The organism is Arthrobacter sp. 01N442 (genome assembly GCF_056399345.1).
The window spans coordinates 300,823-320,987 of sequence record NZ_JBFTRD010000005.1 but is presented as its reverse complement, the minus strand read 5'-3'; the positions used below and the strand labels follow the sequence as shown (position 1 = coordinate 320,987).

At 67.0% G+C, this 20,165-nt stretch carries 20 protein-coding genes; 13 read left to right on the top strand and 7 right to left on the bottom strand.

Annotation, left to right across the window (positions count from 1 at the left end; all coding sequences use genetic code 11):
• Nucleotides 1-13 precede the first annotated feature (13 nt).
• Together AC1DNC_RS12765 and AC1DNC_RS12760 are read right to left on the bottom strand one after the other, a co-directional pair.
• Nucleotides 14-658: an FMN-binding negative transcriptional regulator gene (locus AC1DNC_RS12765; protein WP_476862893.1), complete on the bottom strand. Its 645-nt coding sequence runs from the start codon at nucleotides 656-658 to the stop codon at nucleotides 14-16.
• A gap of 38 nt (nucleotides 659-696) precedes the next feature.
• Nucleotides 697-1,644 carry a DMT family transporter gene (locus AC1DNC_RS12760; RefSeq protein ID WP_476862892.1) on the bottom strand — a complete coding sequence of 316 codons (948 nt, stop codon included), beginning with the start codon at nucleotides 1,642-1,644 and terminating at the stop codon, nucleotides 697-699.
• Between AC1DNC_RS12760 and AC1DNC_RS12755 the strand changes: the two genes are divergently transcribed.
• The gene (locus AC1DNC_RS12755; protein WP_476862891.1) at nucleotides 1,643-3,064 is read left to right on the top strand and encodes an aminotransferase-like domain-containing protein; all 1,422 of its coding nucleotides are present in this window, start codon (nucleotides 1,643-1,645) and stop codon (nucleotides 3,062-3,064) included. The genes AC1DNC_RS12760 and AC1DNC_RS12755 overlap by 2 nt on opposite strands.
• Before the next feature lie 26 nt (nucleotides 3,065-3,090).
• Nucleotides 3,091-4,500: an AAA family ATPase gene (locus AC1DNC_RS12750; protein WP_476862890.1), complete on the top strand. Its 1,410-nt coding sequence runs from the start codon at nucleotides 3,091-3,093 to the stop codon at nucleotides 4,498-4,500.
• A 138-nt stretch (nucleotides 4,501-4,638) separates the two neighbouring features.
• Here the strand turns inward: AC1DNC_RS12750 and AC1DNC_RS12745 are convergent, their stop codons facing one another.
• Together AC1DNC_RS12745 and mscL are read right to left on the bottom strand one after the other, a co-directional pair.
• Nucleotides 4,639-4,860 (bottom strand): hypothetical protein, encoded by a 222-nt coding sequence (locus AC1DNC_RS12745; RefSeq protein WP_476862889.1) that lies wholly within the window; start codon nucleotides 4,858-4,860, stop codon nucleotides 4,639-4,641.
• Between the two features lie 219 nt (nucleotides 4,861-5,079).
• A complete protein-coding gene (mscL, locus tag AC1DNC_RS12740) occupies nucleotides 5,080-5,487 on the bottom strand; it encodes a large conductance mechanosensitive channel protein MscL (protein ID WP_476862888.1) in 408 nt (135 codons plus the stop codon).
• A gap of 144 nt (nucleotides 5,488-5,631) precedes the next feature.
• Here mscL and AC1DNC_RS12735 point away from each other — a divergent pair, with 144 nt between their 5' ends.
• The 4 genes from AC1DNC_RS12735 (at nucleotide 5,632) to AC1DNC_RS12720 (ending at nucleotide 8,694) form a co-directional block, all read left to right on the top strand.
• On the top strand, nucleotides 5,632-6,861 hold the full coding sequence (locus tag AC1DNC_RS12735) for an amidohydrolase (protein ID WP_476862887.1): 1,230 nt from the start codon (nucleotides 5,632-5,634) through the stop codon (nucleotides 6,859-6,861).
• A 123-nt stretch (nucleotides 6,862-6,984) separates the two neighbouring features.
• Nucleotides 6,985-7,422 carry a universal stress protein gene (locus tag AC1DNC_RS12730; RefSeq protein ID WP_476862886.1) on the top strand — a complete coding sequence of 146 codons (438 nt, stop codon included), beginning with the start codon at nucleotides 6,985-6,987 and terminating at the stop codon, nucleotides 7,420-7,422.
• Nucleotides 7,423-7,472: 50 nt separating this feature from the next.
• On the top strand, nucleotides 7,473-7,865 hold the full coding sequence (locus AC1DNC_RS12725; RefSeq protein ID WP_476862885.1) for a VOC family protein: 393 nt from the start codon (nucleotides 7,473-7,475) through the stop codon (nucleotides 7,863-7,865).
• 37 nt (nucleotides 7,866-7,902) lie between these two features.
• Complete coding sequence (locus AC1DNC_RS12720) at nucleotides 7,903-8,694, top strand: SDR family NAD(P)-dependent oxidoreductase (protein ID WP_476862884.1); 792 nt, start codon at nucleotides 7,903-7,905, stop codon at nucleotides 8,692-8,694.
• Nucleotides 8,695-8,725: 31 nt separating this feature from the next.
• On the opposite strand, the gene AC1DNC_RS12715 is transcribed toward AC1DNC_RS12720, so the two are convergent.
• Nucleotides 8,726-9,583 (bottom strand): 3-hydroxyacyl-CoA dehydrogenase, encoded by an 858-nt coding sequence (locus tag AC1DNC_RS12715; RefSeq protein WP_476862883.1) that lies wholly within the window; start codon nucleotides 9,581-9,583, stop codon nucleotides 8,726-8,728.
• 13 nt (nucleotides 9,584-9,596) lie between these two features.
• Nucleotides 9,597-10,241 carry a TetR/AcrR family transcriptional regulator gene (locus AC1DNC_RS12710; protein ID WP_476862882.1) on the bottom strand — a complete coding sequence of 215 codons (645 nt, stop codon included), beginning with the start codon at nucleotides 10,239-10,241 and terminating at the stop codon, nucleotides 9,597-9,599.
• A 69-nt stretch (nucleotides 10,242-10,310) separates the two neighbouring features.
• Between AC1DNC_RS12710 and AC1DNC_RS12705 the strand changes: the two genes are divergently transcribed.
• Both AC1DNC_RS12705 and AC1DNC_RS12700 read left to right on the top strand, forming a co-directional pair.
• On the top strand, nucleotides 10,311-12,716 hold the full coding sequence (locus AC1DNC_RS12705; RefSeq protein WP_476862881.1) for an alpha/beta fold hydrolase: 2,406 nt from the start codon (nucleotides 10,311-10,313) through the stop codon (nucleotides 12,714-12,716).
• A 63-nt stretch (nucleotides 12,717-12,779) separates the two neighbouring features.
• Nucleotides 12,780-13,367 carry a TMEM175 family protein gene (locus AC1DNC_RS12700; protein ID WP_476862880.1) on the top strand — a complete coding sequence of 196 codons (588 nt, stop codon included), beginning with the start codon at nucleotides 12,780-12,782 and terminating at the stop codon, nucleotides 13,365-13,367.
• Between the two features lie 40 nt (nucleotides 13,368-13,407).
• Here the strand turns inward: AC1DNC_RS12700 and AC1DNC_RS12695 are convergent, their stop codons facing one another.
• Nucleotides 13,408-14,205, bottom strand: a complete 798-nt coding sequence (locus tag AC1DNC_RS12695) for a dioxygenase family protein (protein ID WP_476862879.1) — start codon at nucleotides 14,203-14,205, stop codon at nucleotides 13,408-13,410.
• Between the two features lie 196 nt (nucleotides 14,206-14,401).
• Between AC1DNC_RS12695 and AC1DNC_RS12690 the strand changes: the two genes are divergently transcribed.
• From AC1DNC_RS12690 to AC1DNC_RS12670, 5 genes are all read left to right on the top strand, one after another.
• On the top strand, nucleotides 14,402-15,151 hold the full coding sequence (locus AC1DNC_RS12690; protein ID WP_476862878.1) for a polysaccharide deacetylase family protein: 750 nt from the start codon (nucleotides 14,402-14,404) through the stop codon (nucleotides 15,149-15,151).
• Nucleotides 15,152-15,250: 99 nt separating this feature from the next.
• Nucleotides 15,251-16,324, top strand: a complete 1,074-nt coding sequence (locus AC1DNC_RS12685; RefSeq protein ID WP_476862877.1) for a DNA polymerase IV — start codon at nucleotides 15,251-15,253, stop codon at nucleotides 16,322-16,324.
• Between the two features lie 29 nt (nucleotides 16,325-16,353).
• Complete coding sequence (locus AC1DNC_RS12680; RefSeq protein ID WP_476862876.1) at nucleotides 16,354-17,127, top strand: hypothetical protein; 774 nt, start codon at nucleotides 16,354-16,356, stop codon at nucleotides 17,125-17,127.
• Nucleotides 17,128-17,352: 225 nt separating this feature from the next.
• Entirely contained in the window at nucleotides 17,353-19,023 is a 1,671-nt protein-coding gene (locus AC1DNC_RS12675; RefSeq protein WP_476862875.1) for a phosphodiester glycosidase family protein, read from the top strand.
• 47 nt (nucleotides 19,024-19,070) lie between these two features.
• Entirely contained in the window at nucleotides 19,071-20,156 is a 1,086-nt protein-coding gene (locus tag AC1DNC_RS12670; RefSeq protein ID WP_476862874.1) for a glycerophosphodiester phosphodiesterase, read from the top strand.
• Nucleotides 20,157-20,165: the final 9 nt, after the last annotated feature.

The following is a 20,165-nucleotide window of genomic DNA, read 5'->3' as shown; positions in this document are numbered from 1 at the left end:
CGACCGGGCCGGCCTACCGCCCGGGATCCGGACGCCGCTCCCGCTGGGCACGCTCGACGTCGGCCGCGCTTACCGGCTGCCCGCTGGCTCGAAGCCCGGCCACGACGCCGGCCACGTCCAGCTCGGAGCGGTTTTGGCTGAGCTTGGTCTTCGCTTCGATCCTGCTGATCAGCAACTCGACGCCGACGATGGCGCGCAGTTGCCCGGCAACGTACCGCTCCGGCGCGTCGTCGACGGACCAGGGCCGGGCTGAATGGGCTTCGTTGTGGTCGGTGAGCCGCCTGACATGGTCGGCAAGCCAGGCCGGGTCCTCGTGGATCACCAGGGTCCCGTAGACGTGGGCCGTGGAATAGTTCCACGTCGGAACGACGCGTCCGTGTTCGGCCTTGGAGGCATACCAGGCCGGTGAAATATAAGCGTCGGCTCCCTGCATGATCACCAGGGCCTCGCCGATCGCGGGTTCGGACCACTGGGAGTTGTTTCTAGCCAAGTGCCCGGTCAGTGTGCCGCACTCGCCGGCCGAGGGGTCAAAGTGCAAGGGGAGCATGGTGGCGAGGATGCCGCTGGCGGTCATGGTGACCAGGTGGGCGGCTGCAGGGGCCGCGAGCAGGTCCTGGACGGCGGCCGGGCTGGCGGCGAAGTGGGCTGGGGTGTACATGTGATTGTCCTTCTGTACGAGGTGGAGCCTGGGAAGCGTCAGGGCTGTTGCGGTGCGGGCTTGAGCCGGACGCGGACGGCGATGCCGGCACACGCGATGACGGCGGCACCGCCGATCAGCGTGGCCGGCGTCAGGGACTCGCCAAGGAGGATCGCTGCCCAGGCGATGCTCAGCAGGGGCTGAATGAGCTGAATCTGGCTGACCTGCGTCATGGGTCCAATGGCGAGGCCGCGATACCAGGCGAAAAAGCCGAGGAACATGCTGACAACCCCGAGGTAGCCGAAAGCGGCCCACTGCGCCGGGGTCGCCGACGGCGGCTGCTGGGTCACCGCCAGTGTGGCCAGGACCAGCATTACGGGCGCCGCGAGTACCAGCGCCCAGGAGACGGTCTGCCAGGCGCCGAGTTCGCGGGCGAGCAGGCCGCCTTCCGCGTAGCCGATGGCCGCAGCCACGACAGCGCCAAGCAGCAGCAAGTCCTCCCAATCCAACTGCCCGAATCCTCCGGGCTGCGCCAAGGCGAACCCGGTGGCCGCGGCGGCACCTGCGGCGGTGGCGATCCAGAAGGTCCCGGGCGGACGTTCGCGGACCCGCAGGACGACGGCGGTTGCGGTCGCTGCCGGGAGCAGGGCGATCACGACCGCGCCGTGGCTGGCCGGCACACCAGCGAGCGCGAACGAGGTGAGTAGGGGGAATCCGATGACAATCCCGCCGCCTACGACGGGGAGCCGCAGCCACTGCCAACGGAAGGGGAACCGCTGCCGGGTGAGGATCAGGGCGGCGGCGGCCAGGACCGCAGCCACGACGGCGCGGCCGGATCCGATGAACAGAGGCGCCAGTCCCTCGACGACCACCCGGGTGAAGGGCACGGTAAAGGAAAACGCCGCCACTCCCAGGAGGCCCCACCAGAGGCCGCCGCCCTTACGCCCAGGCTGGAGGGGCGGTATCACCGGTCGAATAAGTGCAGTAGCGCTACTATTGTCTCTCATGGACAACGATAGCAGTTCGCGGATTGCGGCACAGCTGAAGGAATGGATCGCGCGCGCCGCTCCCGGTTCCCGGCTCCCATCGACCCGGGCGCTGGTCGCCGAGCACCGGGCCAGTCCGGTCACGGTACAGAGGGCATTGCAGGCTCTCGCCACACAGGGCCTCATCGAGAGCCGGCCCGGCGTCGGGACGTTCATCCGCGAGATCCGGACGGCGCGCCCGTCGGACTACGGCTGGCAGACCGCTGCCCTGCGGACGCCGCACGCACCGCTCCGTGCGGCGTCGACCGCGATGCGCAGCGCCTCCAACGACGTTATCGCCCTCCACTCCGGCTACCCGGCCCGCGAACTGCTGCCGGAGAGGCTGGTCCGGGCGGCCTTGACCAGGGCCGCGAGGAGCGACGCGGCGTTATCGCGCCCACCGGTTGCGGGGCTCCCGGAACTGCAGTCCTGGTTTGCCCACGAACTGGGCGCCTCGATGCCGGCCGGCATCACCCCGCCAGCTGCAAGCGACGTCGTCGTATTGCCCGGGACCCAAAGCGGGCTCAGCTCGATCTTCCGGGCACTGGTGGGCAGCGGGCAGCCGGTACTGATGGAATCCCCCAGCTATTGGGGAGCGATCCTAGCTGCTGCCCAGGCCGGCGCTAACGTTGTCCCCGTTCCGAGCGGACCGGACGGCCCGGACCCGGACGGGCTGGACCGCGCGTTCCGGGAGACCGGGGCGCGGCTGTTCTATGCGCAGGCCAACTACGCCAACCCCACGGGGGCGCAGTGGACGGGGAGGCGTGGCGAAGAGGTGCTGGAGATCGTGCGCCGCCACGGGGCGTTCCTGGTGGAAGATGACTGGGCCCATGATTTCGGCATCAGCACGGCGCCCGCACCCGTCGCCGCCCGCGACGATTCCGGCCATGTCATCTACCTGCGGTCCCTGACAAAGAGTGTCTCGCCGGCCATGCGGGTGGGCGCCCTGATCGCACGCGGGCCGGCCCGCGACCGCATCCTCGCGGACCGCGGGGCCGAGTCAATGTACGTCAGCGGCCTCCTCCAGGCCGCGGCCCTCGATGTCGTCACGCAGCCGGCCTGGCAGAGGCACCTGCGCAGCGTCCGCCATCAGTTGCAGTCACGTCGCGACCTGTTGGTTACGAGCCTTCGCGAGTACGCCCCGCAAGCGCATCTGACATTAGTGCCCAAAGGCGGACTGAACCTCTGGGCCCGCCTGCCTGACGGGACCGACGTCGACCGGCTCAGTGCAGACTGCGAGAGCTCCGGGGTGTTGATCGCCGCCGGCACGGAGTGGTTCCCGGCCGAACCCGCCGGGCCGTTCATCCGGCTGAACTACGCCGGTCCGAACCCCGGTGCGTTCCCGGAGGGCGCCCGCCTCCTGGGCCAGGCGCTCGGGCGCAACGCGCGGGAGGGTGCCTGAGTAGGGGACGCTGGTAGGGTCTGCGCATGGATGAAAATTTGGGGAAGTTCATCGAGGATTTCGCGCGACTCGTGCAGCTGGCGCAGGCTGGCCAGCACCGGGTGCCGGCGGGAGCGCAGCTGCTCGCCACACTGAGCGAGCACCTGGGCGTGCCTGCCGGGACGCTTCCAGTGGTGGCAGAGGAGATTCCGCCGCACCGGTTCGTCGACGCCGACATCCAGATGGCGGAACTGGCCCGCGAGGATCCGCAGTTCCGGCTGGTCGGCATCGGCGGCGGTGACCAGCGGCACCATCACTCCTTGAGCGACATGCTGCAGCAGGCGCAGGTGTTTCCCCAATTTCCGCTCTCCCAGCCCGACTACGCCAACATGGCGGTGGGCCCGGACGAACAGCGGCAGGCCGTGGCGCTGGGAGTGTGGCTGTTCAGCCACGGTGGACACCCCCTCGCGGTCCTGCAGCGCGATGCCAACCCCCGGTACGGCCGGCAAGCCGCGTCCCTTGAGGTCCTGGCCGGCAGCACCGACAGCGCTGCGGGCTTCCTCGCCGAGTTCCGGCGCCGGATGCAGCGCCAGAGCATTCTGAAGGGACAGATCATCTCGCTTGTCATGGAAAACTACGGTCCCAGCGCGGCCGGAGTGACCTTCCACGCCCGGCCGCAGCTGGCCGCGTCCGAGGTGATCCTGCCGGAAGGCCTGCTGCAGAAGGTGTCCGACCACGCCCTCGGGATCGCCGAACACCGCGACAGCCTCAAGCAGTACGGGCAGCATCTCAAGCGCGGAATCCTCCTGTACGGCCGCCCCGGCACCGGCAAGACCCACACGGTGCGGCATCTGCTGAGCAGGAGCGGTAGTGCCACGGCCATCCTGCTCTCCGGCGGTTCACTGGCACGGATCTCCGAGGCGGCCACCATGGCCAGGGCGCTGCAGCCCTCCATCATCGTTCTCGAGGACTGTGACCTCATTGCAGAGGACCGGAGCTTCGGGCACGGACCCCAGCCGCTGCTGTTCGAGGTGCTCGACGCGATGGACGGCTTGGCCAGCGACGCGGACGTGGCGTTCGTCCTCACCACCAACCGGGTGGACATGCTGGAGCGCGCACTGGCCCAGCGGCCCGGGCGGGTGGATCTGGCCGTGGAAATTCCGCTGCCCGCGGAGGCCGAACGCGTGGCGTTACTCAAGCTGTATGCCCGCGGTATCCCCTTCAGTACGGCTGCCCTTGAAGAGGCCGCCGGCCGCACCGAGGGAACCACGGCCTCGTTCGCCCGCGAACTGATCCGGCGCGCCGTCGTGGCCGCCGCCCTGGCTGGCGTCCCCGTCGCCGACGTCCACCTGCAAGGGGCCGTGGCGGAGCTGATGGCCGACGGCGAAGCGCTCACCCGGAGTTTGCTGGGCACGGCGGGTTCCGCCGGCGAGCCTGCCGGACACGCCGGCCCTTAGGGGCGGCCTTCGCCGAACGGACAGAAAGCGAACACACAGAAAGCGAACACACAGAAAGCGAACACACAGAAAGGTCCGACCGGGTACATGCCCCGGTCGGACCAGATTCCTGCGTGACGGGCGATAGCCCGGGCGGTGCTATCCGACCTTGCCCGCCAGCGCCACGAGCACCCCGGCGGTGGCGAAATACTTATTGCTGCCCAGGTCACGGATGGTCTTGATGCCCATGCCGGCGAGGATCTCGTCGTGCTTGTCGGTCAGCCCGGCCAGGGCCGAGGGCGGGGCCGAGAGTACTTCCTCGAGCGTCGCGTTCTCGTAGGCCTTGTCGAGTGCCTTACCCAATTCAATGGAAACCGCCATGTTCATTTCCTTTCATCGATACGGAACAACAAACCACCCGCCACGGCACCTTTGGGGGCCGAAATGGGAATACTGCCAGCGTCGGGGAAAACTCCCCGAGCACCTGCCGGACACGCTATCGCAGGCCGGTGGATAATGCATTGAACTGAACCGCAGAAATGAACTCTTGAGCCGAACCCTCGGAGGATCGGCGGCCTTCTACGGGACGTTGTTGTTTGGCTAGGGCCTGCGGTCCTGCTGCAGGGCATCACGGATTTCGGTGAGCAGCGCGATTTGAGGGTCTTCGGCTGCCTCGTCCTTGACGTCGGGGCTGATGCCAAGCCTGCGGTTACGGCGTTCGATCATATGGTTCATCGGCACCACGACCACGAAGTAGATGGCGGCCGCCACCAGGAGGAAGTTGACGATCGCGGTGAGCAGGACACCGAATTTAATATCGTTTCCGTTGAGGGTTACCACGGCAAAACTGTCGAAGTTGGGAGACCCAACCAGTGCCGCAATGAACGGCATTAGGACGCTTTGGACTAGGGCTGTGACCACTGCGCCGAAGGCGGCACCAATCACGACGGCGACGGCAAGGTCTACGACGTTGCCCTTCAGAATGAAATTCTTGAATCCGGTCAACATAACCCTCAAGATACTCCCCCGAGACGGGGATGCGGTGACCTTTGCAAGAATTTCGAGGGCCGGCGTTTCCTCGCGGGTCTATGCTGGGTTCCGCCACGTGTGCCCGGATCACTCGGGCGCAGTGAACCTCGGGGAGCCGTACGCATGAGCACTTCAGCAACCGTCCTGGCCGGCCTTGATGCTGAACTTGGCTGGATCCGCGACACCTACACCGCCCTGCACCGGCGCCCGGAACTGAGCCTCCAGGAGCAGGAGACCTCGAAGCTGGTTGAAAGCACCCTCGCCGGCTTCGGCTACGTCGTCAGCCGAATCGACGGGACCGGCGTCGTCGGGGTCCTGGCAAACGGGGATGGCCCCACGGTCCTTGCCCGCGCCGACATGGATGCCCTCCCTGTCTCCGAAGACACCGGACTACCGTACGCGTCCGAGGTGGACGGGGTCATGCACGCCTGCGGCCACGACCTGCATGTCAGCACCCTGCTAGGGGCTGCCAAGGTCATGGCGGACGGACGGGGCGCGTGGTCCGGGACCTACATCGCGCTGTTCCAGCCGGCCGAGGAGATCGGCGCCGGTTCGCAGGCCATGGTCGACGACGGCCTCGTCACCAAGGTGCCCCGGCCCGACGTCGCTTTCGCCCAGCATGTGATGCCCCTTCCGGCCGGCAATGTGTACACGACGCCTGGCCCTGTCCTCTCCGCCGCGGACTCGCTGAAGATCACCGTGCACGGGAAGGGCGCGCACGGTTCGATGCCGCACATGTCCGTGGATCCGGTGGTGCTGGCCGCCTCAATCGTGCTCAGGCTGCAGACGGTGGTGTCGCGCGAGGTGACTCCGGGTGAGTTCGCCGTCGTCACGGTGGGGGCCATCAACGCCGGAGCCACGTCGAACATCATCCCGGACCGCGCCACGATGCTGCTGAACATCCGGACCTACGACACCGGGGTCCGGACGGGCGTGCTCGCGGCGATTGAACGGATAGTCAAAGGCGAGTGTTCCGCCGCCGGATCGCCGCGGGAGCCAGAGTTTGAGTACTACGACCAGTTCCCGCTCACCAGCAACAACGCAACCGTGACCGAGCGGGTCACGGCCGCGTTCGGCGCCCGGTTCGGTGCGGACGCCGTGCAGCCGGCGCAGCCGCAGACAGCATCCGAGGACTTCAGCCGGATCCCTGATGCCTTTGGCGTGCCATACACATTCTGGCTCCTCGGCGGGGCGGACCCGGATGCCTACCGCGCCGCGGCTGCCAGCGGAACCGTGGCCCGGGACATCCCGGCGAACCATTCCCCCCTCTTCGCGCCGGTGCCGGATCCGACCCTGTCCATCGGCGTGCAAACCCACGTCGTCGCAGCGCTGTCGTATCTGGCTGACGGGTAGGGTGCTGGCGCCACCTGCCTGGGCGAACCAGCCGAAGGTGCCCAATGGCACTTCCGCAGACTCACACATGGCGCCATGATTCCACCACGGCAGCGCTCCGGACCGAATAGAAGTGGAGGAACCATGACCGGCAACGGCAAGTTCAGGATCGTGGTGGGGGTGGACGGATCGCCGCAATCCATGGCGGCCCTGGACTGGGCCGTCGAAGAAGCAAAGCTCCGGGACGGCCAGGTGCTGGCGCTCTCGGCATGGAGCTTTCCGTACGTCAGCGATGCTTTGGGCCAGGCCTGGGACTACGAGGTCTTTAAGTCAGACGCCGAGTCCATCCTCAAGGAGGAGCTTGAGCGTGTTAAGCGGAGCGGTGTGGCGATCACCGGACGTGTCGTGCAGAGCAATCCCGCCACAGCGCTCGTGGAAGCATCCCGGGAGGCCGACCTGGTGGCCGTAGGCTCACGCGGCCACGGCGGATTCGCTGGCATGATGCTCGGATCTGTGTCGACCCAGACGGTCCACCATGCGTACTGCCCGGTGTTGGTGTTCCGTGGCCCACCCGCCGAGTAGGCCGCGCCGGGGCAGTGATCCCCGAAAAGCTTGTGGGCTATCGTGGTGCCATGCCGAGCCAGCTAGCTTCTATTGCCATTGACGCGACCAACCCACGGATTGTGGCGGACTTCTGGTGCGCCGTCCTTGGCTGGCGTGTCGTCGAAGAGGACAGCGGCATCGTCACCATCGCGCCCCAAGACGGGATCCGGCCCTCCATCGACGTGATTGCGGTGCCCGAGGGCAAGACCATCAAGAACCGGCTGCACTTCGACCTGCGGGCCGACGGCGTGTCGACAGCAGAGGAGCTGGAGCGCCTGCTCGCCCTCGGCGCGGTGCGCACGGACGTGGGCCAGGGCCCGGACGTCAGCTGGGTGGTACTGGCTGATCCCGAGGGCAACGAGTTCTGCCTGTTATCGCGATCCGTCCAGGACGTCGAGCGGGAAGAACCGGGCCAGCCGTAAGAAGTCCAGCGACTCCCCCGCAGCGCAGCAACGGACGATGGGAACCACCTTGGCACGCATCTTTGTCACCGGATCCACAGCCGGGCTGGGCCTCGGCGCGGCCCGCACCCTGATCAGGGACGGGCACGACGTCGTCCTGCACGCCCGCACCCGCGAACGCGCCAGCGCTCTCAAGCAAAGGGCCAGCGACGTGGCAGCCCAAGCGGCCGGCGTCGTCGTCGGCGAGCTGGGCAGCGCAGCGGAAACCCACTCGGTTGCCGAGCAGCTAAACAGCATCGGCCGGATGGACGCCGTCATCCACAATGCCGGCACCTATTTGGAACCGAACCGCGGAACCACCCCGGAAGGCCACTCGCGCACACTGGCCGTCAACACCCTGGCGCCGTACCTGCTCACTGCGTTGATCGACCGGCCGGACAGGCTCATCTTTCTCAGCAGCGGCCTGCACCGCAGCAGTGGCGTGGAGTTGGCAGACATCGATTGGACAGCGCGGCGCTGGAACGCGGGCGAGGCCTACGCCGAGAGCAAGCTGTACGTCACCACCCTGGCCCACGCCGTGGCGCGCCGCTGGCCTTCGGTGCTGAGCAACGCCGTGGACCCCGGCTGGGTTCCCACCAGGATGGGCGGTCCCGGTGCGCCCGACGACCTGGAACTGGGGCACCTGACCCAGACGTGGCTGGCCACCAGCAACGATCCGGCTGCCCGCACCAGCGGCGGGTACTGGCACCACCGCGCCCTGCGGCCCCCTGCCGCCGACGCCCTCGACCCCGGCTTCCAGGACCGCGTCCTGGACCAACTCGCCGGGCTGACCGGCGTTCAGCTGTTCTGAGCCACACTGCCCCGTGCCAGTCTGCCCTAAGTCAGTAGGTGTAGAAGCCCTCGCCCGTGGCGACACCGAGTTTGCCCTGGTCGAGGTAGTTCTCCTTCAGGTACTGCGCGAAGGCCTGCGATCCCGCTGCCGGCGAAGAGGCGGCGATGTTGTACGCGGTTGTCAGGCCAACGACGTCGAAAATCTGGAAGGGGCCACTGGGTGCGCCGGTGGCGATGCGCCACGTCTTGTCGATGGTTGCCGGCTCGGCGACTCCCTCCAGCAGCAGGCCGGCGGCCGCGTTCAGGAGCGGGACCAGCAACGAGTTCAAGACGTAGCCGGCCTTTTCCTTCTTGATTTCAATCGGCTCCAGCCCGCTGTTCCGGGCGAACTCCACAACGGCGTCGAACACGGCCGGATCGGTCTGGGCCGTACCCATCACCTCTGCGACGTTCTGCGCCCAGATGTTGTTGGCGTAGTGGAGGGCGAGGAAGCGGTCCGGGCGGCCGGTGGAATCCTTGAGGTCGCTGGGCAGCAGGGTCGAGGAGTTCGTGGCGAAAATCGTCTTCGCGGGGGCGAGCTCCGCGAGCTTGCGGTACACGCCCCGTTTCAGCTCGAGGAGTTCGGGCACGGCCTCGATCACGAGGTCCGCATCGGCGACGGCGTCCGCCAGGTCGGCGGTGAGGCGAAGGTTGCCGATGGCTGACTCTGCTCTGGCCTCCCCGGCGCCGGCAACATTCGCCGCCCGGTAGATACCGGCGAGCTTTGTGAAGCGGGCGCGGGCCCCGTCCAGCGCCGCGGCGTCGACGTCGTAGGCGGTGACGGGAAAGCCATGGAAGGCGGCCTGGTAGGCGATCTGGGAGCCGAGCACTCCGGCGCCGAGCACGGTGAGGGTTTTGATCTCGGACATGTGCGTTTTCCTTTCAGTCCCGGCCGTTACCGGCGGCCGGCGTGACGGATCCGTAGATGCTGCGGATCCAGATGGTCGATAGGACATCCAGGGCGTGGGATTCCTCGATGGCGGGCGCTTCATGGTTGAGCACGGCCGTGATGACCCGCTCGTTCATCAGGTTGAGGCTGACCGCCAGGTCGTGGGCGTCGATGCCCCCCGCCGCGGCCCCGCGGGCCTGCTCGGAGAGAATCACGCTGCTGGAGAAGTCGACCCAGGACTGCATCGACTTGGACCAGAGCGCACGCACTTCCTCGCTGCGGGCCCGGGCCGCGATGGCGGCGGTCGCGACACCGCGGTGGGCCACAAAGACCTCGACGAACATGCCGATGGATCGGGTCCAGGCACCGGCGGGGTCGCTTTCGAAGTCCCGCGGCAGGGCGCCCACCCGGTGCTCAACTTCAGTGATCACACGGTCCAACAGGGCGAGCAGCACCTCATCCTTGGACGAGAAGTAGAAGTAGAACGTGGGGCGCGAAATGCCGGCTCCCCGGGCAAGGTCCTCGATCGACACCTCGTCGAAGGCACGCTCGCCGAGGAGCTCCTCGGCGGTGATCAGGATCGCGTCCTGACGCTCATCCCCCGAGACGCGGGCACTTCGTCTTCCTCGTTGAGCCATGCGCCCATCCTAACCATTGTTCTCAACACTGTGTTGACTCTCTCGACTTTAAGTCGATAGCTTGGCGTGATGAGCGAGCACGTGGATGTGTTGATTGTCGGAGCCGGGCTGAGCGGCATAGGTTTTGCCAGCCGGCTGAAGCGCGAGGTTCCGGGGAAGACCTTTGCGATCCTGGAATCACGGAGCGCCGTGGGCGGCACCTGGGACCTCTTCCGCTACCCGGGGATCCGGTCAGACAGCGACATGTATACGCTCGGCTACTCCTTCCGGCCCTGGGCCGGCGCCAAAGCGATAGCCGACGGCGATTCGATCCGCGAATACATCCAGGCGACGGTGGCCGACGAGGGACTCGCGCCGCAAATCCGGTTGAACACCCGGGTGGTCTCGGCGGATTGGTCCAGCGATACGGCGCTGTGGACCGTCACGGCCGTCCGCACGGTCGGCGGCGAATACCAGCCGAGTGACGGAATACCCGGGACCGCGGAGACGATCACCTTGACGTGTTCATTCCTCTCAGTCTGCTCGGGCTACTACCGCTACGACGAGGGGTTCACGCCGGCCATCGAGGGAGCGGATTCCTTCGCCGGGCGCATCGTGCATCCGCAGCACTGGCCCGCGGACCTCGATTACGAGGGCAAGCAGGTGGTGGTCATCGGCAGCGGAGCCACCGCCGTGACCCTGGTGCCGTCGATGGCGAAGACGGCAGCCAAGGTGACAATGCTGCAGCGCTCCCCCACCTATATCGCCCCTGTTCCGTCCCGAGACCACCTGGCTGACCGGCTCCGGGGCAAGCTCCCGGCGCAAGTGGCCTACGACGTCGTACGGGCGAAAAACATCCTCTTTTCGATGTTCACCTACCAGCTCAGCCGGCGGCGTCCGGAAACCATGAAGGCGATCCTGCGCAAGTCCGCCGTCGCGAAGCTCCCGTCCGGCTTTTCCGTGGACACACACCTGGCGCCCAGCTACCAGCCTTGGGACCAGCGTGTCTGCGCGATCCCCAACGGGGACCTCTACCGCGCAATCAGCGCCGGCACCGCCGACATCGTGACCGACAAAATCTCGCGGATCACCCCCGGCGGGATTGACTTGGTCTCAGGCGGGTCGATCCCGGCCGACGTGATTGTCACGGCAACGGGCCTGAACCTGCTCGTGATCGGCGGCATGACGCTCACCGTCGACGGCGAGCCTGTGGACGTGGGCAAGACCCTTACGTACAAGGGCATGATGCTCGACGGCGTTCCCAACTTTGCCCTGACCATCGGCTATACAAACGCGTCCTGGACCCTTAAGGCGGACCTCGTGGCGGGCTATATCTGCCGGCTGCTGAAACATCTCGACCGCCGGGGCCTGCAATGGGTGGCACCCCAGGCGCCCGCCGACATCGCCGGCGGCGAGCTGACGTCACTGATCGACCTGAAGGCCGGCTACATTTTCCGCGGGGCCGATCAGCTTCCCCGGCAGGGCGCAGGATCTCCGTGGCGACTGCACCAGAACTACTTCCGCGACTTTGCCCTGCTCAGGGCGGGCCGGCTCAAGGACCATGTCCGCTTCGGCCGGCGCGGGCAACGCGTGCCGGCCTCCGGACAGCGGACGGCTGCGCCGGATCCGCTGGAGCTGCCGGGAACCGGGCACGTCGACGTCGGCGGCACGCGGGTGCGCTACCGGAGGACCGGGAGCGGGGATCCGGTCCTGCTCCTGCACGGGATCGGCCAGAGCCTGGAGGACTGGACTGAGCAGCACGAGCGCCTCTCGGCACGCCACACCGTGTACAGCGTCGACCTGCCCGGCTTCGCCTACTCCGAGCGGCAATCCGGGCCGGCGACCCTTGCGAGGCTCGCCGATGCCCTGCCGGCGTTCCTTGATGCCGTCGGGGTGCACGAGCCGCTGCCGGTGATGGGCAATTCGCTGGGCGGGGCCGTGGCCATGAAGCTGGCCGTTGACCACCCGGATCGCGTGTCAGCCCTGGTTCTGGCCAACAGCGCCGGGTTCGGCAAGGAGGTTGCCCTCGCGCTGCGCCTGCTCGCCATAGGGCCGCTTGCGGGGCTACTCATGCGCCCCGACCCGACGGCTTCACGCCGCACCGTCCAGGCGATTTTCTACGACAAAGCACTCGTAACGGAAGACCGAATCAGCCATTCGCTGAGCTTGTCCCAGCGGGCATCGCACCGCCAGACGGTCCTGGACATCGCCCATGATTTAGGGACGATTTCCGGCATCCGGGCGCAATGGCGGACGGAATTGCTGGCGGCCGTCGCGAAGCTGGACTTTCCCACGCTCGTGGTCTGGGGCGACCACGACCATATCCTCCCATTCAGCCACCTCGAAGCTGCCCTGGCGGCACTCCCCCACGCCGAATCGCATGTCTTTCCGAAGACGGGGCATATGCCCCAGATAGAGCGGGCCGACGAGTTCGCCGCCGTGGTGGAGGACTTCCTTGCCAGACGGGTAGTACGGAGCCCGGCGGCGGGAGTGTAGCCCGCTCCGCGCCGTTGCCCTGGAAGTCTGCCGCGTGCATGATGACTGGATGGAGGGATCGGCGTGAACAAGAACCGTCTGGAGGCGTTCAGCGACGGCGTGCTGGCCATCATCATCACGATCATGGTCCTGGAGCTGAGGGTGCCGGAGGAACCGACCTGGCATGGGCTGGCCGCCATCCTGCCGACGTTCTACAGCTACCTGCTCAGCTTTGTCTACGTCGGGATCTACTGGAACAACCACCACCACATGATCCACCTGGCCGACAGCGTCAACGGCGCGATCCTATGGGCCAACCTGCACCTGCTGTTCTGGCTGTCACTGTTCCCCTTCACCACCCGCTGGATGGATGAATCCGGCTTCGTCCAGGTACCGGTGCTGGTCTACGGCATCAACCTGCTCTGCGCGGCCATCGCCTACTACGTCCTGCAGCAGGCGCTGATCCGCCGGCAAGGCAGGGAAGGCGCCCTCTCCCGCGCTGTCGGCCGCGACTGGAAAGGCAAAGTCTCGCCGCTGATTTACCTGGCCGGCATCGCATTGGGAGTGGCCCAGCCGCTGCTGGGAGTGGCCGTCTATACGGTCGTGGCGCTGATCTGGCTGATTCCGGACCGCAGGGTCGAACACTTCGTCATGCAGGCGGGACGAAGCTAGCCTCTTCCGCCCGCAACTCCATGACCTGCCGAGGTGCGGCTTAGGTCAGCGTCCACGAGCGCTTGGACAGGCCGAACCAGAATCCGTCGATGGCGGTTTTGGCCTGCAGGTCCCCCGACTCATACGCCGCCCCGAGGGCCACGTACAGCGGGGCCCAGTGCTCGCTGCGGGGGTGCGCCTCGCGGGCCGCCGGGGCCTTGTTGAGGAAGTCCAGGATGGAGTCGACGTCACCGCGGGCCATGGCTTCTTCCGCCCAGTGGTCGAACTCGCGGGAGACCGACGGCGGGGTGCTGTCCGGGCCGCCGGCAGGATTGAACCAACGCAGGTTGTGGGTGGTGAACCCGGAGCCAACGATCAGCGTGCCGCGGTCGCGCAGCGGCGCCAGGGACTTGCCCAGGTTGAACAGGCCCTGCGGATCGAGGGTGGGCATGGACATCTGCACGACCGGCACGTCTGCTTCCGGGAACATCTCCTTCAGCGGGACGTAGGCGCCGTGGTCCAGGCCGCGGCTCTCGTCCCGTTCGACGTGGTGGCCGTGGCCAGCCACGAGCTTCTCCACCTCGGCGGCCAGCCCGGGCGCCTGCGGGGCGTCGTAGGTGACTTCGTAGTATTTTTGCGCGAATCCGCCGAAGTCGTAGACCAGGCCGGGATTGCGCCCGGTGGCGCTGAGCGTGACCGGGGCGTTTTCCCAGTGGGCGGACACCATGAGTATGTCTTTGGGCTTGTCAAAGGTCCCGGACCACTCGCTGAGCTGGCGGGTCCACGTGGCATCGTCGGCCAGGGGCGGCGCACCATGGCTGAGGAAGAGAACGGGAGGGCGATCGATGATCTGCGTCATGACATCTATTCTACCCGGCTTTAGTTGAAGGTTCAAGTGTCTGCCTTGGCAAGGAGCCTCTCCTCCCGCGACTGCTTGACGACGGGCCGGTTGGCTCTAGTGCTTCGGGATCTACGGCCGGAAACTTAAGTCCGGGAACAAATCGGTCCTTGACCGCGTCGAGGGGCGTTCCCGGTTGTTAATGAGGTGGCGGCACATGAAGATCTTGCGGCTGATGCTGGTGACCCTGATCGTGGTCATGGGGTTGAACGCTCCGACGCCCACCGTGGCCGCCGCCCGGCCGGCAGTAATCCAAGCGGTCACCAACAACATGCCGCAACTGCGCTCCGCGTCCCGCCTGTCGGCCGCCGAGAAGTCCAATATCCTGCACCTGTACTCCCACGGCGCGAAGGTTCGCCTGACCTTCGATGACTGCGCCAGCCAGGCCCGCCTCACCGGGATCCTCAACTGGCTGCGCAAAAACAACGTGCAGGCCATCTTCTTCTTCACTGGCACATGCATGCTGGCCCATCCGACGTACCGTACGCAGCTCATTAGGGCCCACCAGCTGCTGGGCAACCACAGCTTCGACCACGGCGACTATTCACGGATGACCTCCGCCCAGATCTACACCGAGGTCCGGCGCCACGGCAGCGTCCTGCCCACCACGTCACCCAAACTGTGTCGGCCGCCTTATGGCGCCGGGGCCTTCAGCCTGCGGGTCTACAACGCGTTGGCCCGCGCCGGTTGCCGCCCCGCATTCTGGACAGTCGATACGCGGGACTGGGATGGATCCCCAGCCGCCACCATCATCCGCCGCGTACAGTTCGGCGACCGCTTCACCCCTCGCGCCCGGGCTGGCGGCGTCATCCTGATGCACGGCACCGGACCCCATACCCTTGAGGCGCTCCCGGGTGTCCGCCGGGCCCTCATGTACTGGGGGCTTGCAACGTTCCATCTCCGCTAGGCCAGCTGCCGCGGGCGCCGTGCGGGCCCGGTGCGGGCCCTAGCGGAGGTTCGACGAACAGCCGGCGCCGGCCCGGGGCGTTTAGGGCAGACTGGTGGCGTGAACGGAATCAGCTGGGTGCTGCACGTCGATCTCGACCAGTTCATCGCCGCCGTCGAAGTGCTGCGGCGGCCCGAGCTTGCGGGCAAGCCGATCATTGTCGGCGGGCGGGGCGACCCCACCGAACGAGCCGTCGTGTCGACCGCCTCCTACGAGGCCAGGGCCTTCGGCGTTGGGTCCGGAATGCCGTTACGCGTTGCGGCCCGCAAAGTGCCCGACGCCGTGATCCTGCCCGTTGATCACGAGGCTTACCTTGCGGCGTCCGAAGCGGTGATGGCCACGTTGCACGCGCAGCCCGGCGCCACCGTCCAGGTGCTGGGCTGGGATGAAGCCTTTGTGGGCATTGAGTCAGACGATCCCGAGGCGTATGCCCGGCAGGTGCAGGGCGCCGTGCTGGAGCATACGCAGCTGCACTGCAGCATAGGCATCGGCGATACCCTGGTCCGGGCCAAGGTCGCCACCGGATTCGGCAAGCCTGCCGGCGTCTTCCGCCTCACGGCAGCGAACTGGCTGGGTGTAATGGGCAGCCGCTCCACGAAAGAGCTCTGGGGCATCGGAACGAAAGTCTCCGGCCGGCTGGCCAAGCTCGGCATCACGACTGTCGCCGAGCTCGCCGCGGCCGACCCCCAGCAGCTGGTGCCGGAATTCGGCCCCAGGATGGGTCCCTGGTACGCGGAACTGGGACGCGGCGACGGCGCGAGCGTCGTGGACCCCACTCCGTGGGTCGCCCGCGGGCACAGCCGGGAGACCACCTTCCAGCAGGACCTGACCGAGCCTGCCCAGGTGGACGACGCCGTGCGGCAGCTGGCAGCGCAGGTCCTCGAGGATGTCGCGGCGGAAGGACGGCCGGTGGTGGGCCTGACGTTGAAGGTCCGGTATGCACCGTTCGTGACCAAGACCCACGGGCGAAAGGTGCCCGAGACGTTCGACCGGGACGAGATCCTGGCGCGGGCCATGGACCTCGCGGCCCTGATAGAAGCGGGCCGGCCTATCCGGCTTCTGGGCCTCCGGGCCGAAATGGCCATGCCAGGCGATGCCCGAAAGGGGCACACCCCCACACGCGGAGGCTGGTGACGTCTGTCCCCCGCTGTATCCTCGGGAACATGACTGACAGGCCGCCACTGGTGCACCGAACACGCGACTGGATCGCAAAGGCACGTTCTTTTCACTACCGGCAGCTCACCACGCACCGGAAGGTGAGGCGGCTCGGAAAGACCCGTCTGACCTTCACCACGGGCCAGGCGCTCACGAGTGTGGGCGGCTTCTTCCTTGCCGGCTCGAGCGGATCCGCGGGCGCACCGGACTGGGTCGTCCTCGCCGTCCTGGCCGGAGGTTTCCTGGCCGGAAAATTCCTGTTCCCCATTCCGAGCAGCAGCGTTGCCAGCCGGCGGGGCCCGGCCGACGTCGTGAGCAGAAGTGCTGCGGAGCTCGACACGATGACCCCGGAAGAAATCCGGATCTATGAGAACAATATGGTCCTCAAGCACCGGCTCAAGGAGACGCGGCAGCTGGGGACAGCACATGCGCTGCAGCGCCAGCGCGAGGCCACTTGGAAGGTGGAGGAAGCCGCCGGCGTGGCCTCCGGAGGGCTGAGTGGGCTGTCGCTGGCCGACGCTCACGCCTTTGGGGCCGCTGCGGCCCAGCACAAAGATCTCGACGGCCGGTGGCTGGCGTATGAGGTGGACCCGAAACTGCAGTTCGATTTCCCGTCGATGTCCGATGCTGCTTTCCCCGCCACCGCGGCCATGCTCCGGGCTCGGCGCCGGGCCGAGCAGGCAAGGTCGGAAGGCGACACGGCAAATTATCGGTCAGCCGTGTCCGCGTTCGGCAATGCACTGACGGCAGCGGAGTCCGCCGCCGGAGTGCCGCGGAGGTAGCCCCGGTCTGCTGCAACCCAGTTAAGACCGGTGCCACCGGTCACGCCGGGGTTGGCCCTGTCTGCACCGCAGAGCAGTGCCGAAGGCGTAGTTGGGGGTGATCACGCCTGCGGGGAACGTCCGGACATTTCTACCCCAACCCGCGGTGAACAGTTCCCGAAAGCCGGATAAACGGCGGCGTGTGGGTACCGGGTGCGCATCCTCGCGACCCTAGCGTGGGTGACCATGATCGACACCAATCAGCGTCACCGCCGCGTAGTTATCACCGCCGTCGCCGTGAGCCTCCCCCTCGCCTTTCTTTCGCCGGCCGGAGTCTCCACCGCGGCACCCGCTGCTCCGGCCCCTGATCAGCAGACGGCCGCACACTCAAGGCCGGGCCATCTTGACCTTGGCGCAGCGGACCAGCCGGAAACGCGCACCGTGACCACCCTGGCCCCGGGCCTGACCCGGACCATCATCACCCGCGGCACCCCCAACCCGGACTTCTTCTGGACCGCCGAAGTGGCCGTCCCGTCCACCTCTCCCGACCCGGACGCCCCCGCATCGGCACTGGCCACGCAGGCCCGGGCCCAACTGGTCGCAGACAGGCTGAAGTCTGCAGGGATCGCGGCCAGGGTCGAGCACGTCCAGTCACCGCAGCTGGCAGATGCCGGCGGAGACCTCGGTTATAGGGTTCGGGCCGGACAGTTTACGGCCAAGGCGGACGGAACCGCGACCGTGGACCAGATCAAGGCGGCCGGCTACACGTCCTCCGTCATCTACACCGGCTGGGACGGCGACGCCGGGACCAGCGAGGATGACCGTGGCCCCTGGAACCTCCAGGTGCTCACCATCGACCCCAAGAAATTCAACGGCAGCCTGACCTCCTCGGCCGGCCCCAGCCTGGAGGACCGCGAGACCACGAGCTCACTCGCTGCCGCGGCAGGTGCCCTGGCCGCCACGAACGGCGGCTACTTCGTCATGGACCCGAAGGCCGGCGCCCCCGGTGATCCCGCCGGCGCTGCGGTCCACGAAGGCAAAGTGCTCAGCGAACCGGTCGGGGACCGTCCCTCCCTGGTCCTGGACCAGAACGGGACTTCCATACAGCGTCTGCACTGGCATGGTGCGGTCACCGCCCCGGGTAGGCCCGGGGCACTCCCCCTGGACGGGATTGACCGTGTTCCGGGACTCATCCGCAACTGCGGAGGCACCGACGACACCCCCACAAACCTGCCGCTGCACGACTTCACGTGCACCGATGCGGACGAGATCGTCGCCTTCACTCCGGAGTTCGGGCCCTCCACGCCGTCCGGGCCTGGACTCGAAGTCATCCTCGACGCCCACGGAACCGTCACCGCGGTCAACCACACCCGAGGCACCACCATCCCTGCCGGCGGCCGGAGCCTTCAGGCCATCGGGGCGGACGCGGACAAGCTCGCTACACTCGCAACCCCCGGCACCAAGCTCAAGGTCGACACAGACTTGATCAATGAGGCCGGCAAACGCCTAAAGACCCGTGCCACGACGGACGTCGTCAACGGCGGCCCCACCCTCGTCCAAAACGGCCAGCTCAACGTCACGGCCAAGCGAGACGGCATGGTCCGCTCCGATGACAACAACAGCTTCTTCTACGGCTGGGTCCACAAGCGGAATCCCCGTACCTTCGCGGGAGTCGACGCCCAGGGCCGCACCCTCCTGGTCACCGTAGATGGACGCCAAACCACATCCCTGGGCCTAAGCCTGAATGAAGAAGCACATGTGGCCCGGTCCCTGGGAATGGTCACCGCCATGAACCTCGACGGCGGCGGATCCACCACCATGGTCCAGGGCCGCCGGGTCGTGAATTCACCCTCCGACGCCACCGGCGAACGCCCCGTAGGCGACGCCCTCCTCGTACTCCCGGCACGCAAGCCATAGCGGTACGTGCCTTGAACCTTCACCATCACAACTACCCTGGAGAACCCATGAAGTACACAAAGCTGCTGACCGCTGCTGCCATCACCGCCGGCCTCGCCCTGGGAACATCCCTCCCGGCCCAGGCCGCTGACACCAACCCGAACGGCACCGACAACCACTTTGACCTGCAGGCGCACCGCGGTGGCATTGGCCTTACCGTCGAATCGACGCTCGCCTCGTTCGCCAAGGGGATCGAGACCGGCGTCAGCACCCTCGAGATGGACCTGCAGATCACCAAGGACGGCCGTGAAGTGATCACCCACGACCGGAAGATCAACGGGGACAAGTGCCGCGACACGGCACCCGTTACCCCAGGCGACCCCAAGTTCCCGTATGTCGGCAAATACATCAAGGACCTCACCTTCGCGCAGGTCCGCAGCCTGGACTGCGGTTCCTCCAGCCTGCCGCAGTTCCCGGGCCAGCAAGCGTCCCCGGGCGCGAAGATGCCGACCCTCGCCGAGGTCTTTGACCTGGCGAACCGTTACCGGGCCAGCCAGGTCAAGTTCAACATCGAGACCAAGGTAGAAGCCGGCGCCCCGGAAGAAACCGCTCCGCGTGAGCAGTTCGTCGACGTCGCCCTGCGCGAAATCAACAAGGCGCACATGGCCGAGCGCGTCTCCATCGAAAGCTTCGACTGGGGCTCGCTCCGCCTGGTAAAGGAACGCCAGCCCGGCATTCGCACCGTCGCACTGACCAACAAGGACTTCCTGCAGGCCGGGCAGCCCGGCAAGTCGCCGTGGCTCGGCGGCATCGATGCTGACGATTTCCGCGGCGACCTGGTGGACGCGGCCGCGTCCCTGGGATTCGACGCCATTTCCCCGGTCCACGGCACGCCGCAAAACGGGACCGTCACCGACGCCAACTACGTCCCCTACGTCACCGCAGACATGGTGTCCCGCGCCCACGCCAAGGGCATGCAGGTCATCCCGTGGACCGTCGATGACAAGCCGACGATGCGCGCCCTCATGGATTACGGAGTCGACGGAATTATCACCGACTACCCGAACCGGCTCCGTCAGGTCATGGCCGAGCGTTCGATGAAGCTCCCGAAGCAGTTCACCCTCGAGCCCGGGGCATCAGCACACACAAGCTGATCGGGCACC

Excerpts from the sequence above, each read along its gene's own strand:
- AC1DNC_RS12725 (WP_476862885.1), top strand. The coding sequence starts at position 7,473 with ATGCCGAGCCAGCTAGCTTCTATTGCCATTGACGCGACCAACCCACGG.
- AC1DNC_RS12675 (WP_476862875.1), top strand. The coding sequence starts at position 17,353 with ATGATCGACACCAATCAGCGTCACCGCCGCGTAGTTATCACCGCCGTC.
- AC1DNC_RS12690 (WP_476862878.1), top strand. The coding sequence starts at position 14,402 with ATGAAGATCTTGCGGCTGATGCTGGTGACCCTGATCGTGGTCATGGGG.
- AC1DNC_RS12670 (WP_476862874.1), top strand. The coding sequence starts at position 19,071 with ATGAAGTACACAAAGCTGCTGACCGCTGCTGCCATCACCGCCGGCCTC.
- AC1DNC_RS12720 (WP_476862884.1), top strand. The coding sequence starts at position 7,903 with ATGGGAACCACCTTGGCACGCATCTTTGTCACCGGATCCACAGCCGGG.
- AC1DNC_RS12735 (WP_476862887.1), top strand. The coding sequence starts at position 5,632 with ATGAGCACTTCAGCAACCGTCCTGGCCGGCCTTGATGCTGAACTTGGC.
- AC1DNC_RS12710 (WP_476862882.1), bottom strand. The coding sequence starts at position 10,241 with ATGGCTCAACGAGGAAGACGAAGTGCCCGCGTCTCGGGGGATGAGCGT.
- mscL (WP_476862888.1), bottom strand. The coding sequence starts at position 5,487 with ATGTTGACCGGATTCAAGAATTTCATTCTGAAGGGCAACGTCGTAGAC.
- AC1DNC_RS12755 (WP_476862891.1), top strand. The coding sequence starts at position 1,643 with ATGGACAACGATAGCAGTTCGCGGATTGCGGCACAGCTGAAGGAATGG.
- AC1DNC_RS12750 (WP_476862890.1), top strand. The coding sequence starts at position 3,091 with ATGGATGAAAATTTGGGGAAGTTCATCGAGGATTTCGCGCGACTCGTG.
- AC1DNC_RS12745 (WP_476862889.1), bottom strand. The coding sequence starts at position 4,860 with ATGGCGGTTTCCATTGAATTGGGTAAGGCACTCGACAAGGCCTACGAG.
- AC1DNC_RS12760 (WP_476862892.1), bottom strand. The coding sequence starts at position 1,644 with ATGAGAGACAATAGTAGCGCTACTGCACTTATTCGACCGGTGATACCG.
- AC1DNC_RS12695 (WP_476862879.1), bottom strand. The coding sequence starts at position 14,205 with ATGACGCAGATCATCGATCGCCCTCCCGTTCTCTTCCTCAGCCATGGT.
- AC1DNC_RS12680 (WP_476862876.1), top strand. The coding sequence starts at position 16,354 with ATGACTGACAGGCCGCCACTGGTGCACCGAACACGCGACTGGATCGCA.
- AC1DNC_RS12715 (WP_476862883.1), bottom strand. The coding sequence starts at position 9,583 with ATGTCCGAGATCAAAACCCTCACCGTGCTCGGCGCCGGAGTGCTCGGC.
- AC1DNC_RS12730 (WP_476862886.1), top strand. The coding sequence starts at position 6,985 with ATGACCGGCAACGGCAAGTTCAGGATCGTGGTGGGGGTGGACGGATCG.
- AC1DNC_RS12765 (WP_476862893.1), bottom strand. The coding sequence starts at position 658 with ATGTACACCCCAGCCCACTTCGCCGCCAGCCCGGCCGCCGTCCAGGAC.
- AC1DNC_RS12705 (WP_476862881.1), top strand. The coding sequence starts at position 10,311 with ATGAGCGAGCACGTGGATGTGTTGATTGTCGGAGCCGGGCTGAGCGGC.